The organism is Christiangramia forsetii KT0803, from assembly GCF_000060345.1.
Classification (GTDB): domain Bacteria; phylum Bacteroidota; class Bacteroidia; order Flavobacteriales; family Flavobacteriaceae; genus Christiangramia; species Christiangramia forsetii.
The window spans coordinates 2,024,094-2,038,699 of sequence record NC_008571.1; the positions used below are offsets into that span (position 1 = coordinate 2,024,094).

The following is a 14,606-nucleotide window of genomic DNA, read 5'->3' on the forward strand; positions in this document are numbered from 1 at the left end:
TAACCCAATTCATTTATATTCCCCACCGATCTAAAATTGAAGATTATGAAAGCGTCTAAAGTGACCACCTATATAGAAAATGTATTAGCAAATATGCCGGAAGACTGGTTAAAACTTACCACCCATCGACTGGATATTTATAATGAAGAGCTGGCAAAAACTGAATTTATTGATCGGTTCGAAATCTTATTTAAGACTGAAAATTTTGAAAAAGCCGCTCTTAGTGAATTGCCTACGGCCTTCGATTATATTCGTTTGGGACATCCCTTATCTACAATCTTAGAATGGGGAATTGCCAAGCTGAATGATCTAAAATCAGAAAATGTCATTAGTTTTTCTTCGAGAACAATGCCTGTTTTAGCGTTGCTAAGAAAGAATTTATTTAAAAAGAAAGATACCCAGATCGTTTACACAGATAAATTGCCAGATTGTTTTGATTTTCAAGCGTTAAAACAGGTTTACAATTATAACTTTGAATTAAAACAGGTCGTGAAAGCAGAAGATGTTTCTGAGTTTAATGGCAGCACTATTTTTATTTCCCGGGAAGATGATCTGACTGACATTAATATTAATTCGAATATCGATTTTTATATAAACCTGCAAGCTGAACTAGGAAGTGTTCTACTGGTAAATGGCGCGCAAAATGCATCCTATATTTCAGAAATCCAGCATGTTCGAAGACGAGAAAGCATTGCCATGACACCCGCCGACTGTTTTTCTGCATTGCAGGATTTAATAGGCCAACCTTCAACAACTCAGAAAAAGAACAGCTACGAAACTAATAAGTCAAGTGTAATAAATTCGGTTCAGGAGATCACCGCCACCACCTCGAAAGTACTTTTGGGTTCCTGTGGACTATCTGTTCAATATGCCATTATGATGGGACTTATTGATGAAGCACTTGAAAAGCACAAAGGAAAAGCCATCAAAATTATTGTGCCTCCAAATTGCTATGGTGGCACCAATGATCAGGCAAGACGAGTGGCGGCTTGTATTGAAAATGTAGAAATATTAGACTTACCTGTAGATGGCAATAACGATATGGTTCAAAGCACCAATAAGGTAATGGAACAAGTAGCGGAAGAAGATGCCGTACCATTTATTATTGCCGAAATTCCTACTAATCCCAGAGTTGAAGTTCCAGATCTGGAAAAATTACGGGAGGTTTTAAGTAAAAAACGTACAAATGCCTATGGTAAAGCAGCCATCGATCCGGTTTTTATTCTAGATCAAACCTTTTGCCCTAACATACAGTTCTGTGGAGAAGACGGTATCCTCTCCGCAATTAGGACCATCTCATATGTAAGCGGATCTAAATTTCCAAGTGGAGGAAGATGTACTGCAGGTTATTGTGTAGCGAACAAAAAAGCGGAATCTTTATTGGATAAAATAGACAAGCACCTGGAACTTTGTGACAATGAAGCTACCGCTCTTCAGGTTGAAATATTAGCAGAGCAACTACCTTCTATGAATCAAAGAATAAAAGATGCATATAAGAATACTCGTGAATTTGTAAACTTTATCGAGACCACTTTGCCGGAAGCTAAAATCAATTTTGTTTCAGATGAATTAGCTAAGGAAGGCTTTACCCCATCGGTGTTTTCATTAGATCTTCCTACGAAAGGAAGTACTGATGAAGAAAGAGAATCATACAAAAGAGCTTTGAATTTGCAATTGATCGATATGATGATCACTGAGATCCCAAATGAAAGTAAGTATTGTGTGAGTTATGGTCAGCTAAAAGGCTGTTACTGGACGATTCCGGCAACCTCAACTCAGGGAACCACTAAAGAAGATGACAAAGATTATATTGCCAGAGTTTCAGTATCTCCAGATTTAGACCTGGAACTTCATAAAAAGGTGTTTGCAGATTTTGTAGTACAAATTTAGAATAAAGAAAGAACTTAAAGTTTTAAGAAAAAGTATCCAGTCAGGAAATTAAGACCATTTATAGAAATTGGTTTTGTTCCGGATTGGATACTTTTTTTGTGGGATTATACCAATTCTTCCTCCTGAATCTTTATGCTCAAATTTCAGTAATAAATTTGAAAAATTAAGTTTCCCGTTAAAGGGATCGAATAACCCAATAAAATTGAAGATTCTAACTAATTAGCCTATACGCTTATTTCGATGAAATTTTAGTAAATTTAAACGAAGCCCCTACAAAAATAAATTGAGCCAAATCTATCGATCGCTGACTCTCTTATTACAATTTCATCTAAATCAAAATCGTAAATCCTAATTATTTTATGAAGTCATTTTTAATAATTGTGCTTTTATTATCACCTTTATCAGGATATTCCCAGATTAACGACAGTCTCACAAAGCCTATTATTTCCGCTGAAAAAATAGAGCTCTTAAATAATATCGATATTACTTTCGATTTACGTACAGAGTTTCAGGCATATACTTTTAGGGGTGGGGATCGTTATTACAATGGGATGCAGTTTGAAAATGGTTTTACGGCACTTGGATTTGCAGCCAAATTGCATGAACGGGTAAACTTTCGTTTTAGAAACCGTTTTAATAGAGGCAGCGATATTCAAAGTCTGGATCAATTGGGAAGTAATATTGAACTAGCCTACGTAGACATCAAAGCTAGCCCTAAACTCAATGTCTTAATTGGAAAAACTTATGCCTTTTATGGCGGTTATGAATATGAGTTTAGCGCACTGAATGTTCTGGAATACAATGATATTCAAAGTAATGCCCTGGCATATGTTACCGGCGCCGGGATTACGTATCAACCTGAAGAAGATCACAAATTCGGGTTTCAAATATTAAATTCACGCACCATGCTATATGACGATATTTACGGCGATGAAGTGGCAGAAAACATCGAAGAACCCATCTGGCCGGTAGCAGTGGTTGGAAATTGGCGTGGAAACTTTTTTGATGGAAAATTTCAAACGATTTATAGCCTGAGTTATTCAAACCAGGTAAAAAGTAGAGGAACCTATTTTTTTACCTTAGGTAATAAGTATCAAAATGACAACCTCACCTTGATGTACGATTTTAACTATAGCTATGAAGAGATTGATACCAAAGGTATTGTTACCGATATCTTCGATACCGGCTCGGTAGCACAAGATGCGATATATATAGAAAACTGGATGAGAGCAGAATACCAGTTTAGCCCAAAATTCAGAGGCTTATTAAGTCTAATGACTAGCAACGCTTACGGTAAAGAGAATGAGGACCGTAACCGTCTGAGAACAAGTTACGGGATGGTTCCCACGCTATACTATAGTCCGTTTAAAGACTTCAATCTTAAATTTTTCCTGGCTTATATTGGTAGGTTCTATAATTATACCCCATATGCCGAAGATCAATTTAATGCTGCAGATTATAATAGGAATGAAGTTAGAGTAGGCATCATTGCACCATTGCTGTTGTTATAATACGGTACCTGTTACTTTCATTTAGCTTTCATATCTATAACAATATTTCGAACAAAAATTCCCCATATTCATGTTTTCATCAATCCTATAATTAATAAATAATTGTATGAAAAGATCAATTACTCATTTTAGGTTCCAGCCATAAAAACCCGATAGAACACAGAAAAATTATATAAAACCAGAATAGATTGATAGGCTCCTGTACTTTCTGAAGCTGATTTGAGTTTAAGTCTGAGTTGAAATATCGTAGATTCTGTTGCATTGTCTCTTGCGCTCTCAAACTTGACCAGTCTTTTTTATCCCCTGCATAATAATAAAATCCAGAAGTGGTATCCTGCGTGGCTGTAAGAAACTGCCAGCCTTTCTCTCTTGAAAAAGTAGTTCCCTCCCATAGAGTGGGAATATCAATATTACTTTTTATGGGAATTTCATTTTGTTGATTATCTATAATTTCCGGATCCTGAATAGTAGTTCTTACTTTAAATGAAAAAGGTTCGTTTGCATACGCCATAAAAGAATCGCTGTTCCATTCAATAACCGGATTTTTTTTCTTTGCGAGTTTTTCTATTAGCTGAGACCATAAAGCTTGATAAACTGCGGTATTACCATCTAAAATTAATTGATAAGTATTCTTGAACACGCTAGTCCCCATTCGCCCATTTTGAAGCTTCGTATAACCTGAAAGTATTCCGGACTCAGATTCGTGAATAGGTTGGAACCTAAACCTATCCTGAATTATAAATGAGTAGGTCTTTACCGGCACATTTGGCCATTCTTTTAGTCTGAATTCGGAATTATTATTCGTTGTGAAATCAAATTCAGGAAACTCTCGCGATGCATTAAATAAGCTTAAATCGGGCTGAATAAAAACACCTAATCCCTGCTCTCTTATTGCTTTATGTAAGTTATCATAATTGGTGCCTCCTATATTTTTCAACTGATTAGCATCTATTACCAAAAGATCAAAATTTGCCAGAATTTCTTCTGAAAGGCTGTTTACCGGTAATCGTTCTGTATTAAAATATTCAAATTTAAATCTTCCCCTGGTAAGCTGACTCCTTACCACAACTTTATGACCTGATTCTGCAAGAAAATTCTTCAGATATTTGGTTTCAAAAGTAGGAAATGCATTAAGTATTAAAATTTTTAAAATCTGCCGGTCTGCTACTCTTACAGGAACAGGATTTAAAGAAAGTACATTTCCTAAAGAGTCCTTTTCTACCAGGGAATAAAGAAAATTGCCTTTAGCTTTTAAGCTGGTTTTTAAGCTGAAAGATTGATTTTTAGCATCCTTCAAGGATATAGAATCCAATTTACTTCCTCCAGGGCCTTTCAGGACTAATTGATTTCCATTTTTGGGATTATTATATTTACCCTGTATAATAAAAGATTTCCCTATTGAATTTTTCTCTTTATAGCGCAATTTAATCACTCCATCAGGACGATCACCAGGTAAAAAACTGGAAGAAATCCCATCAAATTGCCACAAATCGAAAGAGGAAATGCCATGTCCCAGTATAAAAGCGGAAGTTATTTTATCTTCTTCTTCCAAAACGGGTTCACCCGGTTCATATCTCAAAATTTTCAGATTCCTGGTTTCCTTTTGGAGACTATCTAGCTGTTCTTCATTATAACCGGGAGTTAAAATTAAAGCCTTATTCTTTTCAGCTTCAACTAACCTAACCGGCTTTAATGCTATTAGTGCCAATGATCCAATCGATAAAAATGCCAGAAAAGACTTTAGCAAAAATCTCTTGCTTTTAGAAACATACCATTCTTTCCAGATGAATATTAGCCAAATTAAAATCGCAGAAAAAATTACCGGCAGAAGCCAATCGATATTTAAAAAAGTAATGTTATTCATCATTTTTAGCCAGTTCCTCCAAAACCATATTATTTAATTGGCCTGAAAATTTGATGTTCTTAGCTGGACTGGGTTTTAATTCTCCTACTGCTTTAAGTAAACCGTGTTGAACCGTGGTAAGTGTTTTCTCAGAAATCTCAAGGTTTCCCGTTAAAGACTTTAGTTGCTGGAGGATATCTAAATAATTGCCCGGCTGGTTAATAGCAATAACGGCAAGTTCATCCCCGGCATTTTCAAAAAGCTTCTTATCCTCTTCCGAAATAGTTTGCGGATTATTTTTAAGATCTTCCAACCTGCCAATCGCCAGTCGCATCGAATTACTAGCATCTTGTTCCTCCAGGTTTTCTTTCTTTCTAAAACTGGAAACTTCTTCCAGATCTCCAGACAATCGAACGTCATCTTTAATTGGTGGCGGATCAAAACCTATGCGGTGCACATAAATACGAGCAGAATTTTTTATCTCCTGAATTAGTGCCAGAGCCTTATACTGGTAAGCCAAGGATTTTTCAGGTTCGTACATACGAAGGTACAATTCTGCATCCCACATGATATTCAAAGCCTGCCGTAATTTACTTTTCAGAGAATTGCTGAAAAGTGTGGATTCTTCCGGATCGCTGTGATTATGAACGTATTCGCTTAATGGATTCTTTGCATCCTCTTCCTCGTGGTTCTCTTTAACTTCCACAAGATTATGTTCGTTATTTCCATCGTGATCATGGCTATATTCTGCTAAAGGATCATCATGAGACTCATGTTCTGTTCCTTCACCAGTATTCTGCGCCTCCATTCCTTCTGTCTCGTCACCCATAAACTGGCCGTATTTGATGCGTAAGGCTTTTTGATCGAATCCCAGATTATTGCTTTCGGTATTGAAGGCTTCTTTCGATAGTTTTGATCGTTCTTCAATTAACTTTTCAGTATCGATAATGAGCTGGCGCTGACTTCTGAAATATTCCGGCATAAGATCTGCACCCATGCTCCCTTCCACGGCAAAACTAGTCGTAGCCGTATCCTGAATTACTGCGAAATAGGTTTCACTCCTGGCTTTATTTGGTGTAGGTCGTTTAAGGTCCAGGGTTTCAACATAAAAATATAGTTCATCACCTGCTTCCATTTTTAGTGCATCCAAATTCATGGTTTTGGATAAACGTTGACGTTTTTTTCCAATACTTATAGATTCCTTAAAACTTAATTTTTCTTCCCTGAACTTTACCGACTCACCGCTGCCTTTGCTAACCGTTGCAATTATATAAGCTTCCCCTAAACCAAAATCATCTGTAAGCAAGGTTTCAAAGGAAATATCTTTGCTCTCATCCACTTTGTAGGTCTCAAACTGTTTTAAGTCATTAATTACGATAACTGGACTTTGATCTTCAAAAGCCTCAATGGCAAATAGATCTGAAGTATAGGAAGCATTCTGCTCATCTGTAAATCGAAAATTGTAAAATCCGGAGCCTGTTACGGTGGAACTTCTGGTATAGGTCTCGTTACTGAAATTCATGGGATATTGATTCCCCATACTTTCCATAAAAACACTATCCGGGGCGCTATCAAATTGTAATTTCCAGGTCAACCGGGTACCTTCCACAGCTTTTACATTCATATTTGAAGCGGTAAAAGAAGAAATATTGGTATACGAAGGATAGCTAACAATGAGTTCCTGTTTTACCAGCTTAGGCGGGGTGGTTTTACCGGCTACTGAATCTATAGGCTTAAAACTTATAATTTCTTCCTGCTCATCTGAAGAATTTAAATTTTCTGCTGTATCAAACCAATGAAATTGATAAAGAATAAATCCAATCCCTGCACAGGTAAAAAAGAATATTACTGTCTTCCCAAACTTAACTCCGGGCTTAATTTCATTTCTATGGTCTTGTAATTTCCTGCTGACTTTTTTCTGCTGAAGTCTGGCAATACCAGAAAGATTTTCGGTGGACACTAATAACAACCCGGAGCTGTTCTCCATGCTCGTCAGTTGATGATCTATGGAATTGCTCACGCTCTTTAGATCTATTTTCCAGGGTTGATAAATAATAGCCAGCAAACCGACAATTCCTGAAAAAGCCAGAGTAGCCCACAACAGATTGTTCAGGATAAAAAACATCAATATAGCAGGCCCCAAAGCCATTATAGCAATTTTAAGGCAAAGCAGTAATTGCCATCGCTTTTTAAAATTGGTCAATATGTTTATCCCTGTTTGTTTCACTGTTTTCTATAAGCGGCCAAAGCCCGCTCCATTATTAATAATAAAACCAGTACCAGCCAGAACCATTTGGAAATAGAAGCTGCAACTGGTTGGTTTTTTGGTTTATTTTTTGAATTCTCTACGGGTAGAAAAGTTGCCCTATCCATTACCCGAGTATCATTTTTTTCAATCTTTTCATCTACTTCATGAAGATCAAGCAAACCGATCAGTTTTTCTGCCAGATGTTCTTCTACAATATTTTCAGCATTCAAGGGACGGGTGAGATAAAATGTATTTTTATTGGGTCCGGGTTCAACAATAGTATTCGCCAGGCTGTCTGGCTGGTAAATCAGTGCAGTCCCAGAGGTTTCCGGCATCGATTGGTTGCTTAGCCATACGACGAGATTTTGTTCCAGAATATTCAGGCTATCCCTATTTCTGGTTTTAGTGAGTTGAATATCAATATCCAAATAGTTTGAAATTGCTGAAAAAGCACTCGAGATATAACGTGCTTCCTTTGCCAGACTATCTGAAAAGAATAATTTCACTCCTAATTCTCTATCCTCCTGCAAGGCTAATTGATGAAGCTTGTTAGTCTCCCTAATTTTTAAACTATCGCCCTGATTATTAAGTTCAAGTTTAGGGTCATTGATAGATACAGTTTCTTTTTCAAACTTTAGATGTTTTTCATCACTCAACATTGAAAGTAGCTGAATATCATTTCCTTTTCTTTTAGCCTCCACAGGTACGACTTTGGAATTTTCAGCATTCAAAAGTATCCAATTGATCTTTTTATTGATTTCCGGGCGTTTCCCCTGAATTCCAGCAACCATAGCTCGGGTAAACACTACAATACTATCTGCAGATAGTTTTTCCATCTTTTTTGCCAGCTGCCAATAATCTGGAGCAATAGTTTCTCCAGATTTCAGTTTATCTATATCCAGGTCTGGAAAGCCATTTTGAAGTACTTTTAAATCATGGTCTAATCTTAAAGAATCTACCAGGTTTTCAAACTTTGAATCCAGAACAATCGATGGTTCTATAAGATATGTGACCTTTTTTGTGGTTTTATCATTTGAAATAACTGGATTAGCAAGAATACAGGCCAGGACTCCAATTATAAGCATCCTGAGCAATAATAACCACCATTCATTAATGTTGATGGAACTTGTTTTTTTTGGATCTGATTCCTTAAGAAACTGAATACTCCCAATCTTAATGGTGGCACCCTCTTTTTTACCCCATAAATGAATTAGAATGGGAACGGCAAGCCCCAGAAGAGCCCATAAATATGTGGGATTCAGAAAAACCATATTACACTAACCTATTCCTGTTCTTTAAAAATATTTGTAACAATTGCCCTATATTTTCATCCATCCTGAAAAGCTGGTAGCTAATATCGTTGGCTAATAAATCGTCTTTAACGGTATTAATCTTTTCTTTGAAAGCATTTAGATAATCCTGTTTCGCTTTTTCGGCATCTATTTTAATACGTTGTCCGGTTTCCAGATCTTCAAAAGTAACTGTGCCTTTGTAATCAAAATCCATTTCTCTTTTCCCGGTAATTTGAAATAAAACTATTTCATTTCGGGAAGTTTTCAGGCTTTTTATCAAATTGGTTATTTCAGTACTACTTTCGTACATGTCAGAAATAAGAATGATGAGTTCCTTCTCCCCCCTATTATGAATGTTTTCAATGATTCCAGGATTATCCGGCCATTTACCTTCATTCTTAATATTGATAAGTTCCAGTAAAAATCGATTAAAATGTTGCTTTTGCATTTTGGGAAAAACACTCCTCACATTTTGATTATTCAGTGCAAACAAACCTACTGCATCACCCTGGTTCTGGCAGAGATGAGCTAAAGAAGCTATTACAACCTTTACATATTCCGATTTAGAAATTCCGTCCTCTTTATGCAACATCGATTTACTGGCGTCTACTATAAATTTTACCGCAATATTGGTTTCAATCTCAGATTGTTTGATGTAATACCTTCCGGAACGGGCCAGTACTTTCCAGTCTAAGCGCCTTAAATCATCACCAGGCTCATATCCCCGGTATTGACTGAATTCCATTCCTGCTCCTACCCGCCTGCTGTGATTCTGCCCATGTAAATATCCATCTACAATCACCCTGGCAATAAGCGACAATCCAGAAACGCTATTTACAATTTCAGGTTTTAATAATTGTTTATATTCGGTTTTCACCTCTTCGATGTATTTGTTTCTGCATTAATTGATTTTAGAAGATGACGGGTTACATCGTCTGAACTAATGCCTTCTGCTTCCGCTTTAAAGTTGAGGATGGTTCGGTGTCGCAAAACCGGTAAAGCAACATGCTTTAAATCTTCCATGGTTACCGCAAGCCTGCCGTGAACTAATGCGCGAGCTTTTGCCGTTAAAATCATGGCCTGTCCCGCACGAGGACCAGCACCCCAGTTTACCCATTCTTTCACATAATCGTTATTGGTAGTTTCCGGCCTGGTAGAGCGTACCAGTTTACTAACTGTTTTCACCAGATCTTCACTAATAGGCACTTCCCGAACAAGTTCCTGTAACCTGAGAATATCCTCACCGTTAAGCACAGGTATAACTTTTTTGGACTTGAGTCCTGTAGTCTGCATTAAAATATCAGTTTCCTCTTTTTCAGAAGGATAACCAATTTTAATATAGGATAAGAAACGATCTTGTTGCGCTTCCGGCAAAGGGAAAGTTCCAGACTGTTCTATTGGATTCTGTGTAGCAAGCAAAAAGAAAGGTCTGTCCAGTTTATAGGTTTGGCCGGAATAGGTTACTTCAAATTCCTGCATTGCTTCCAGTAAAGCCGCCTGTGTTTTTGGTGGGGTACGGTTAATTTCATCTGCCAGGATAATATTAGCGAAAATGGGTCCTTTGTTGAATTTAAAAAATTTCTTTCCGGTGCTGTGATCTTCTTCCAGAATTTCAGTTCCAATAATATCTGAAGGCATTAGATCTGGCGTAAACTGTATTCTTCTGAATTTTAGATCTATTGCCTGGGAAAGGGTTCGGATCATCAATGTTTTTGCCAAGCCGGGAACTCCTTCTAACAAGATATGACCTCCCGCAAGAAATGATATTATTAATTGTTCTACCGTTTCGTCCTGCCCTATTATTACTTTGGCAATTTCCCGTTTTAAATCTTTTAGCTTCCCGGTAAGGCTTTGCACTTCCCGTTCTAAAACTTCCAGGTCTTTTTCCATATTATCTATTTTATGAGGTCAACGCATACATAACGATGTTCACCCCAAAACGTGTGTTATCTATTTTATACCAGCGTTTGTTTCTGAAATCGTAATCCCACTCACAACCATAATCTTTATTGCTATACAAAACCCCAATCCTTCCATTCACTTCTATAGCTTTTAAATAATCATGTACCAGATCATCACCCCAGCCATTAAGCTCCTGTGAGGTTGTAGGAGGGCCATCTTCAAATTCAAAAAATATAGAATACAATTCGTGATCATTCGGAAGCTTTTTTAATGCTGAAAAACCAAAAATTTCTTCCATTTGGCGTTCAAAAGATTTCGCAAACAAACCGTCTATATCATGGTTACAGTCATCTGCAAACACAAAGCCTCCATTGTCTACATATTTCTTGAAATTTTCTTTCTCTTTTTTGGTAAACTGAACCAGCTTATGACCAGAGATATAACAAAAAGGGCAACCGAATATTTCGTCACTCCCTAACGGGACAATATTTTCCTGTTTATCAATTCTTAGCGTGGTATACTCTACAAGAGAATTCAGTAAATTAGAAGGCATACGCTGGTCTACATCCCAATCTCCCGACTCGTACTGCAGCCTGGTAAAGAAAAACTCATTACTCACAACAACTTACTTTAAAACGTTGAATAATTTAATCAATTTGATAGAATCCGGCTGACTTTTGTGTTGGAAATATGATAAATAAAAACTGGTTGTAAAGACAAAGTCCAAACAACCAGTATAAAAAATTTAATCAGTTCTAAACAGCATCAGACAAGCTGGTAAATGTAAAGTCTCTAATTTTCATATACGGAATAAGATTTCCGTCAATACGAACCTGCTCACCCAGTTCTTCCAGGTTGTTGAGCATAATTATTGGACTTTCATTGAATCTGAAGTTTTTAACGGGATATTTTATCTCCCCGTTTTCGATATAAAATGTTCCATCCCTTGTTAATCCTGTATAGAGTAGCGTTTGCGGATCTACCCCTCTTATATACCAAAGCCTGGTCACCAGAATTCCCTTTTTAGTGCTCTTTATAAGTTCTTCCCGGGAAGCATCACCACCAGCCATAATGAAATTGCTGGGGAATGGTACCGGCTCTACTCCCTTTTCCTTCGCCCAGTAACGGCTATAAGCAAGGTTTTTAACGACTCCGTTTTCAATCCAATTCATTTTCTTTAAAGGCAAACCATCGCCATTCCAGGTAGAAGTAGGAACGTCTGGATGTTGTGGATCAGACCAAATATTTACACGCTCATCCACGATCTTTTCTCCCATTTTAGTGCCGCCATCTTTAGACATAAAACTACGTCCCTCATCTGCAGTACGCGCGTTGAATGATCCTGCCATGTTTCCCAACAGATCTACCGAAGCCGCGGGCTCCAGAATAACAGTATATTTTCCTGGTTCAATAGCTTTTGCTTCGCGTGACATCACGGCTTTATCAATAGCCACTTTAGCCGCTTCTTCAGGATTAAATTTTGAAATATCATTATAATCCCTGGTTACCCAGCCAGAACCCGTACCATCATTAGTACGCATGGTTACTGTAAAATCTACATTCGTAGACTGGTTGTAGGCAAATAATCCCTTGGAATTCATTTTTGCACTAAAACCTGCTGAATCTTCCAAAAACCCTGCTGCGGTAACATCTTTCGCCGAAGCTGGTTCTATACTACTCGCTGCAACCTTGGCACGATATGCCGGTTGAATATTGGCAGTGCCTTCAATAAAACCTTTTGAATCCTGATAAGTCTGGGGGCCAAGAGGCTCCATAAATTCAGGGTTTTCCGGTGATAATTTCGCAAGTTCTTCCGCTCTTTTTATCACTTTTTCCAGTGATGCATCGTCAAATTCATCGATCGTTGCAGTTCCAGATTTTTTACCAAAACTGGAAGTTACTGCCAGGGTCTGGTTAGATTGATGCCCCGCCGTAGTTACCGTATTTCTGGCGTAGCGAATATTACCGCTCTCGCTGCCACCCATATTGATTTCACAAGAATCTGCTGTAGAAAAGCTCAGGGCTTTTTCCATCAATTTTCTTGCTTCTTCTTTTGTATATATTGCCATTATTATAAGATCTTTATTTAGAAAATTGTATCTACACCGTTCTACCGGTATTAATCACATTCACCCCATTAAACCTGGCAGTAGAACTACCATGGGAAACCGCACTTACCTGAGAAGGCTGACCTTTCCCATCAAAGAAGGAACCGAACATGCGATAATCATCTTTGTCACATATCTTCACACAGGAATTCCAGAACTCCTGGGTATTAGACTGGTAGGCTACATCATCTAACATCCCAACGATTTTACCATCCTTTATTTCGTAAAAAACGGTACCCCCAAATTGAAAGTTATAACGCTGCTGATCTATGGAATAGGATCCCCTTCCGGCTATATAGATTCCTTTTTCAACATTCTTGATCATGTCGTCTATGGAATATTTTTCTTTGCCCGGCTCCAGGGAAACATTTGGCATACGCTGGAACTGTACATCGTTCCAACTTTGTGCATAACAACAACCATGGGATTCATTTTGATCTATCATATGTACCTGATCACGGATTGCCTGATAATTGGTCAATACACCATTACGCACCAAATCCCATTCTTTGGTTTTAACTCCTTCATCATCATATCCCACAGCACCAAGTGAGTTCGGCTGAACCTTATCGGCTACTAAATTCACGATATCACTACCATATTTAAAATCACCAGATTTCCACTTATCTAAAGTAGCAAAACTGGTTCCGGCATAATTCGCTTCGTATCCAAGTACTCTGTCTAATTCTAATGGATGTCCAACAGATTCATGAATAGTTAAACCTAAATGGTTTGGCTCTAATACCAAATCATATTTTCCCGGTTCTACAGATTTTGCGGTCAGCCTTTCTTTCGCCTGCTTGGCAGCCATTGTGGCATCTTCTACTATGTCATAGCTATTTCTGTATAACTTGAGACCTGCTGGTCCTTCCAGTTTTTCAGATTCCAGCCCGTCCATATATTCGTAGCCCATACCCATTGGCGCACTCATTGCGTCTCTAGATTTAAATTTACCGGCAGCACGATCTATAGCCGTAACACCAAAAGTTGGCCAGATGCGATGAATATCCTGATCTATATAAGAACCTTCTGTGGAAGCAAAGTATTTCTGCTCATTCACCATAAATAAAGCAGAATTCACAAAATCTGCCCCGTTGCTCATAGCTGCAGCATTCGCATCCAGAAGAAGATCTACTTTTTCTGAAACAGGAACTTCTTTAAAATCCTTTTTAACCGGCGTTTTCCATGAAACTTCACCATACGATTCTACCGGAGCCAATTTTACCGGATCTTTCTGGATCATAGAATTAGCCTTGGCGATAGCCACGGCCTGATCGGTTGCTTTTTTGATTCCGTCTTCGGTCACCTCATTAGTAGAAGCAAATCCCCAGGTACCGTTCGCAATCACGCGAATACCAATCCCAAATGATTCTGTATTTACTACATTTTGGACTTTATCTTCACGGGTAAACACATATTGATTAAGATACCTGCCAATTCTGGCATCGGCATATGTAGCACCTAAAGATTTAGCTGTATTTAGCGCTACATCTGCCATTTTCTTTTTTATTGCCACGTCCATACCGGGCTCCAGGAGTGCTTCTGCAGGAATATCTCTTCCCATAAATTGCATTGGGAGCATTAAAGCCCCCGCTCCCAGACCGGCTAATTGAACAAATTTTCTTCTTTCCATAAAAACCTATCTGTTTCTTGATTGAATAAATTATTTTAAACTATTACTTAGGATGATAACATATTCTGAAAAAGCTCTCCCTATCTTCTTGGGTTTAAAGAGTTTCATCATCATTTTCCCGAAATTGGGTGTTAAAAGATATGCTATACGAAGGCTCAAATGAAATCAAAACCTTCATT

10 protein-coding genes are annotated in these 14,606 nt (G+C 37.8%); 2 read left to right on the plus strand and 8 right to left on the minus strand.

The window, feature by feature from the left end:
• The first annotated feature begins 45 nt into the window (after nt 1-45).
• Together GFO_RS09075 and GFO_RS09080 are read left to right on the plus strand one after the other, a co-directional pair.
• Nucleotides 46-1,890, plus strand: coding sequence for a PLP-dependent aminotransferase family protein (locus GFO_RS09075; protein ID WP_011709803.1), 1,845 nt, complete (start codon nt 46-48; stop codon nt 1,888-1,890).
• 359 nt (nt 1,891-2,249) lie between these two features.
• Nucleotides 2,250-3,401 carry a porin gene (locus GFO_RS09080; RefSeq protein WP_011709805.1) on the plus strand — a complete coding sequence of 384 codons (1,152 nt, stop codon included), beginning with the start codon at nt 2,250-2,252 and terminating at the stop codon, nt 3,399-3,401.
• A 115-nt stretch (nt 3,402-3,516) separates the two neighbouring features.
• On the opposite strand, the gene GFO_RS09085 is transcribed toward GFO_RS09080, so the two are convergent.
• From GFO_RS09085 to GFO_RS09120, 8 genes are all read right to left on the minus strand, one after another.
• Nucleotides 3,517-5,268, minus strand: coding sequence for a hypothetical protein (locus GFO_RS09085; RefSeq protein WP_011709806.1), 1,752 nt, complete (start codon nt 5,266-5,268; stop codon nt 3,517-3,519).
• Nucleotides 5,258-7,393 (minus strand): tryptophan-rich sensory protein, encoded by a 2,136-nt coding sequence (locus tag GFO_RS09090; RefSeq protein ID WP_232501929.1) that lies wholly within the window; start codon nt 7,391-7,393, stop codon nt 5,258-5,260. The genes GFO_RS09085 and GFO_RS09090 overlap by 11 nt, the downstream gene beginning before the upstream one ends.
• 74 nt (nt 7,394-7,467) lie before the next feature.
• Entirely contained in the window at nt 7,468-8,763 is a 1,296-nt protein-coding gene (locus GFO_RS09095) for a BatA domain-containing protein (protein ID WP_011709808.1), read from the minus strand.
• 1 nt (nt 8,764) lies between these two features.
• Complete coding sequence (locus tag GFO_RS09100) at nt 8,765-9,661, minus strand: DUF58 domain-containing protein (RefSeq protein ID WP_011709809.1); 897 nt, start codon at nt 9,659-9,661, stop codon at nt 8,765-8,767.
• Nucleotides 9,658-10,674 carry an AAA family ATPase gene (locus GFO_RS09105; RefSeq protein WP_011709810.1) on the minus strand — a complete coding sequence of 339 codons (1,017 nt, stop codon included), beginning with the start codon at nt 10,672-10,674 and terminating at the stop codon, nt 9,658-9,660. The genes GFO_RS09100 and GFO_RS09105 overlap by 4 nt, the downstream gene beginning before the upstream one ends.
• Nucleotides 10,675-10,684: 10 nt before the next feature.
• On the minus strand, nt 10,685-11,305 hold the full coding sequence (locus GFO_RS09110; protein ID WP_011709811.1) for a DUF4159 domain-containing protein: 621 nt from the start codon (nt 11,303-11,305) through the stop codon (nt 10,685-10,687).
• 136 nt (nt 11,306-11,441) lie between these two features.
• A complete protein-coding gene (locus GFO_RS09115; RefSeq protein ID WP_011709812.1) occupies nt 11,442-12,755 on the minus strand; it encodes a TldD/PmbA family protein in 1,314 nt (437 codons plus the stop codon).
• A gap of 31 nt (nt 12,756-12,786) precedes the next feature.
• Complete coding sequence (locus GFO_RS09120; RefSeq protein ID WP_011709813.1) at nt 12,787-14,427, minus strand: TldD/PmbA family protein; 1,641 nt, start codon at nt 14,425-14,427, stop codon at nt 12,787-12,789.
• Nucleotides 14,428-14,606: the final 179 nt, after the last annotated feature.

What these genes read in the sequence shown, in the direction of transcription:
- GFO_RS09075 (WP_011709803.1), top strand. Translation starts at nt 46, where the DNA reads ATGAAAGCGTCTAAAGTGACCACCTATATAGAAAATGTATTAGCAAAT.
- GFO_RS09085 (WP_011709806.1), bottom strand. Translation starts at nt 5,268, where the DNA reads ATGATGAATAACATTACTTTTTTAAATATCGATTGGCTTCTGCCGGTA.
- GFO_RS09115 (WP_011709812.1), bottom strand. Translation starts at nt 12,755, where the DNA reads ATGGCAATATATACAAAAGAAGAAGCAAGAAAATTGATGGAAAAAGCC.
- GFO_RS09095 (WP_011709808.1), bottom strand. Translation starts at nt 8,763, where the DNA reads ATGGTTTTTCTGAATCCCACATATTTATGGGCTCTTCTGGGGCTTGCC.
- GFO_RS09080 (WP_011709805.1), top strand. Translation starts at nt 2,250, where the DNA reads ATGAAGTCATTTTTAATAATTGTGCTTTTATTATCACCTTTATCAGGA.
- GFO_RS09105 (WP_011709810.1), bottom strand. Translation starts at nt 10,674, where the DNA reads ATGGAAAAAGACCTGGAAGTTTTAGAACGGGAAGTGCAAAGCCTTACC.
- GFO_RS09120 (WP_011709813.1), bottom strand. Translation starts at nt 14,427, where the DNA reads ATGGAAAGAAGAAAATTTGTTCAATTAGCCGGTCTGGGAGCGGGGGCT.
- GFO_RS09090 (WP_232501929.1), bottom strand. Translation starts at nt 7,393, where the DNA reads ATGGCTTTGGGGCCTGCTATATTGATGTTTTTTATCCTGAACAATCTG.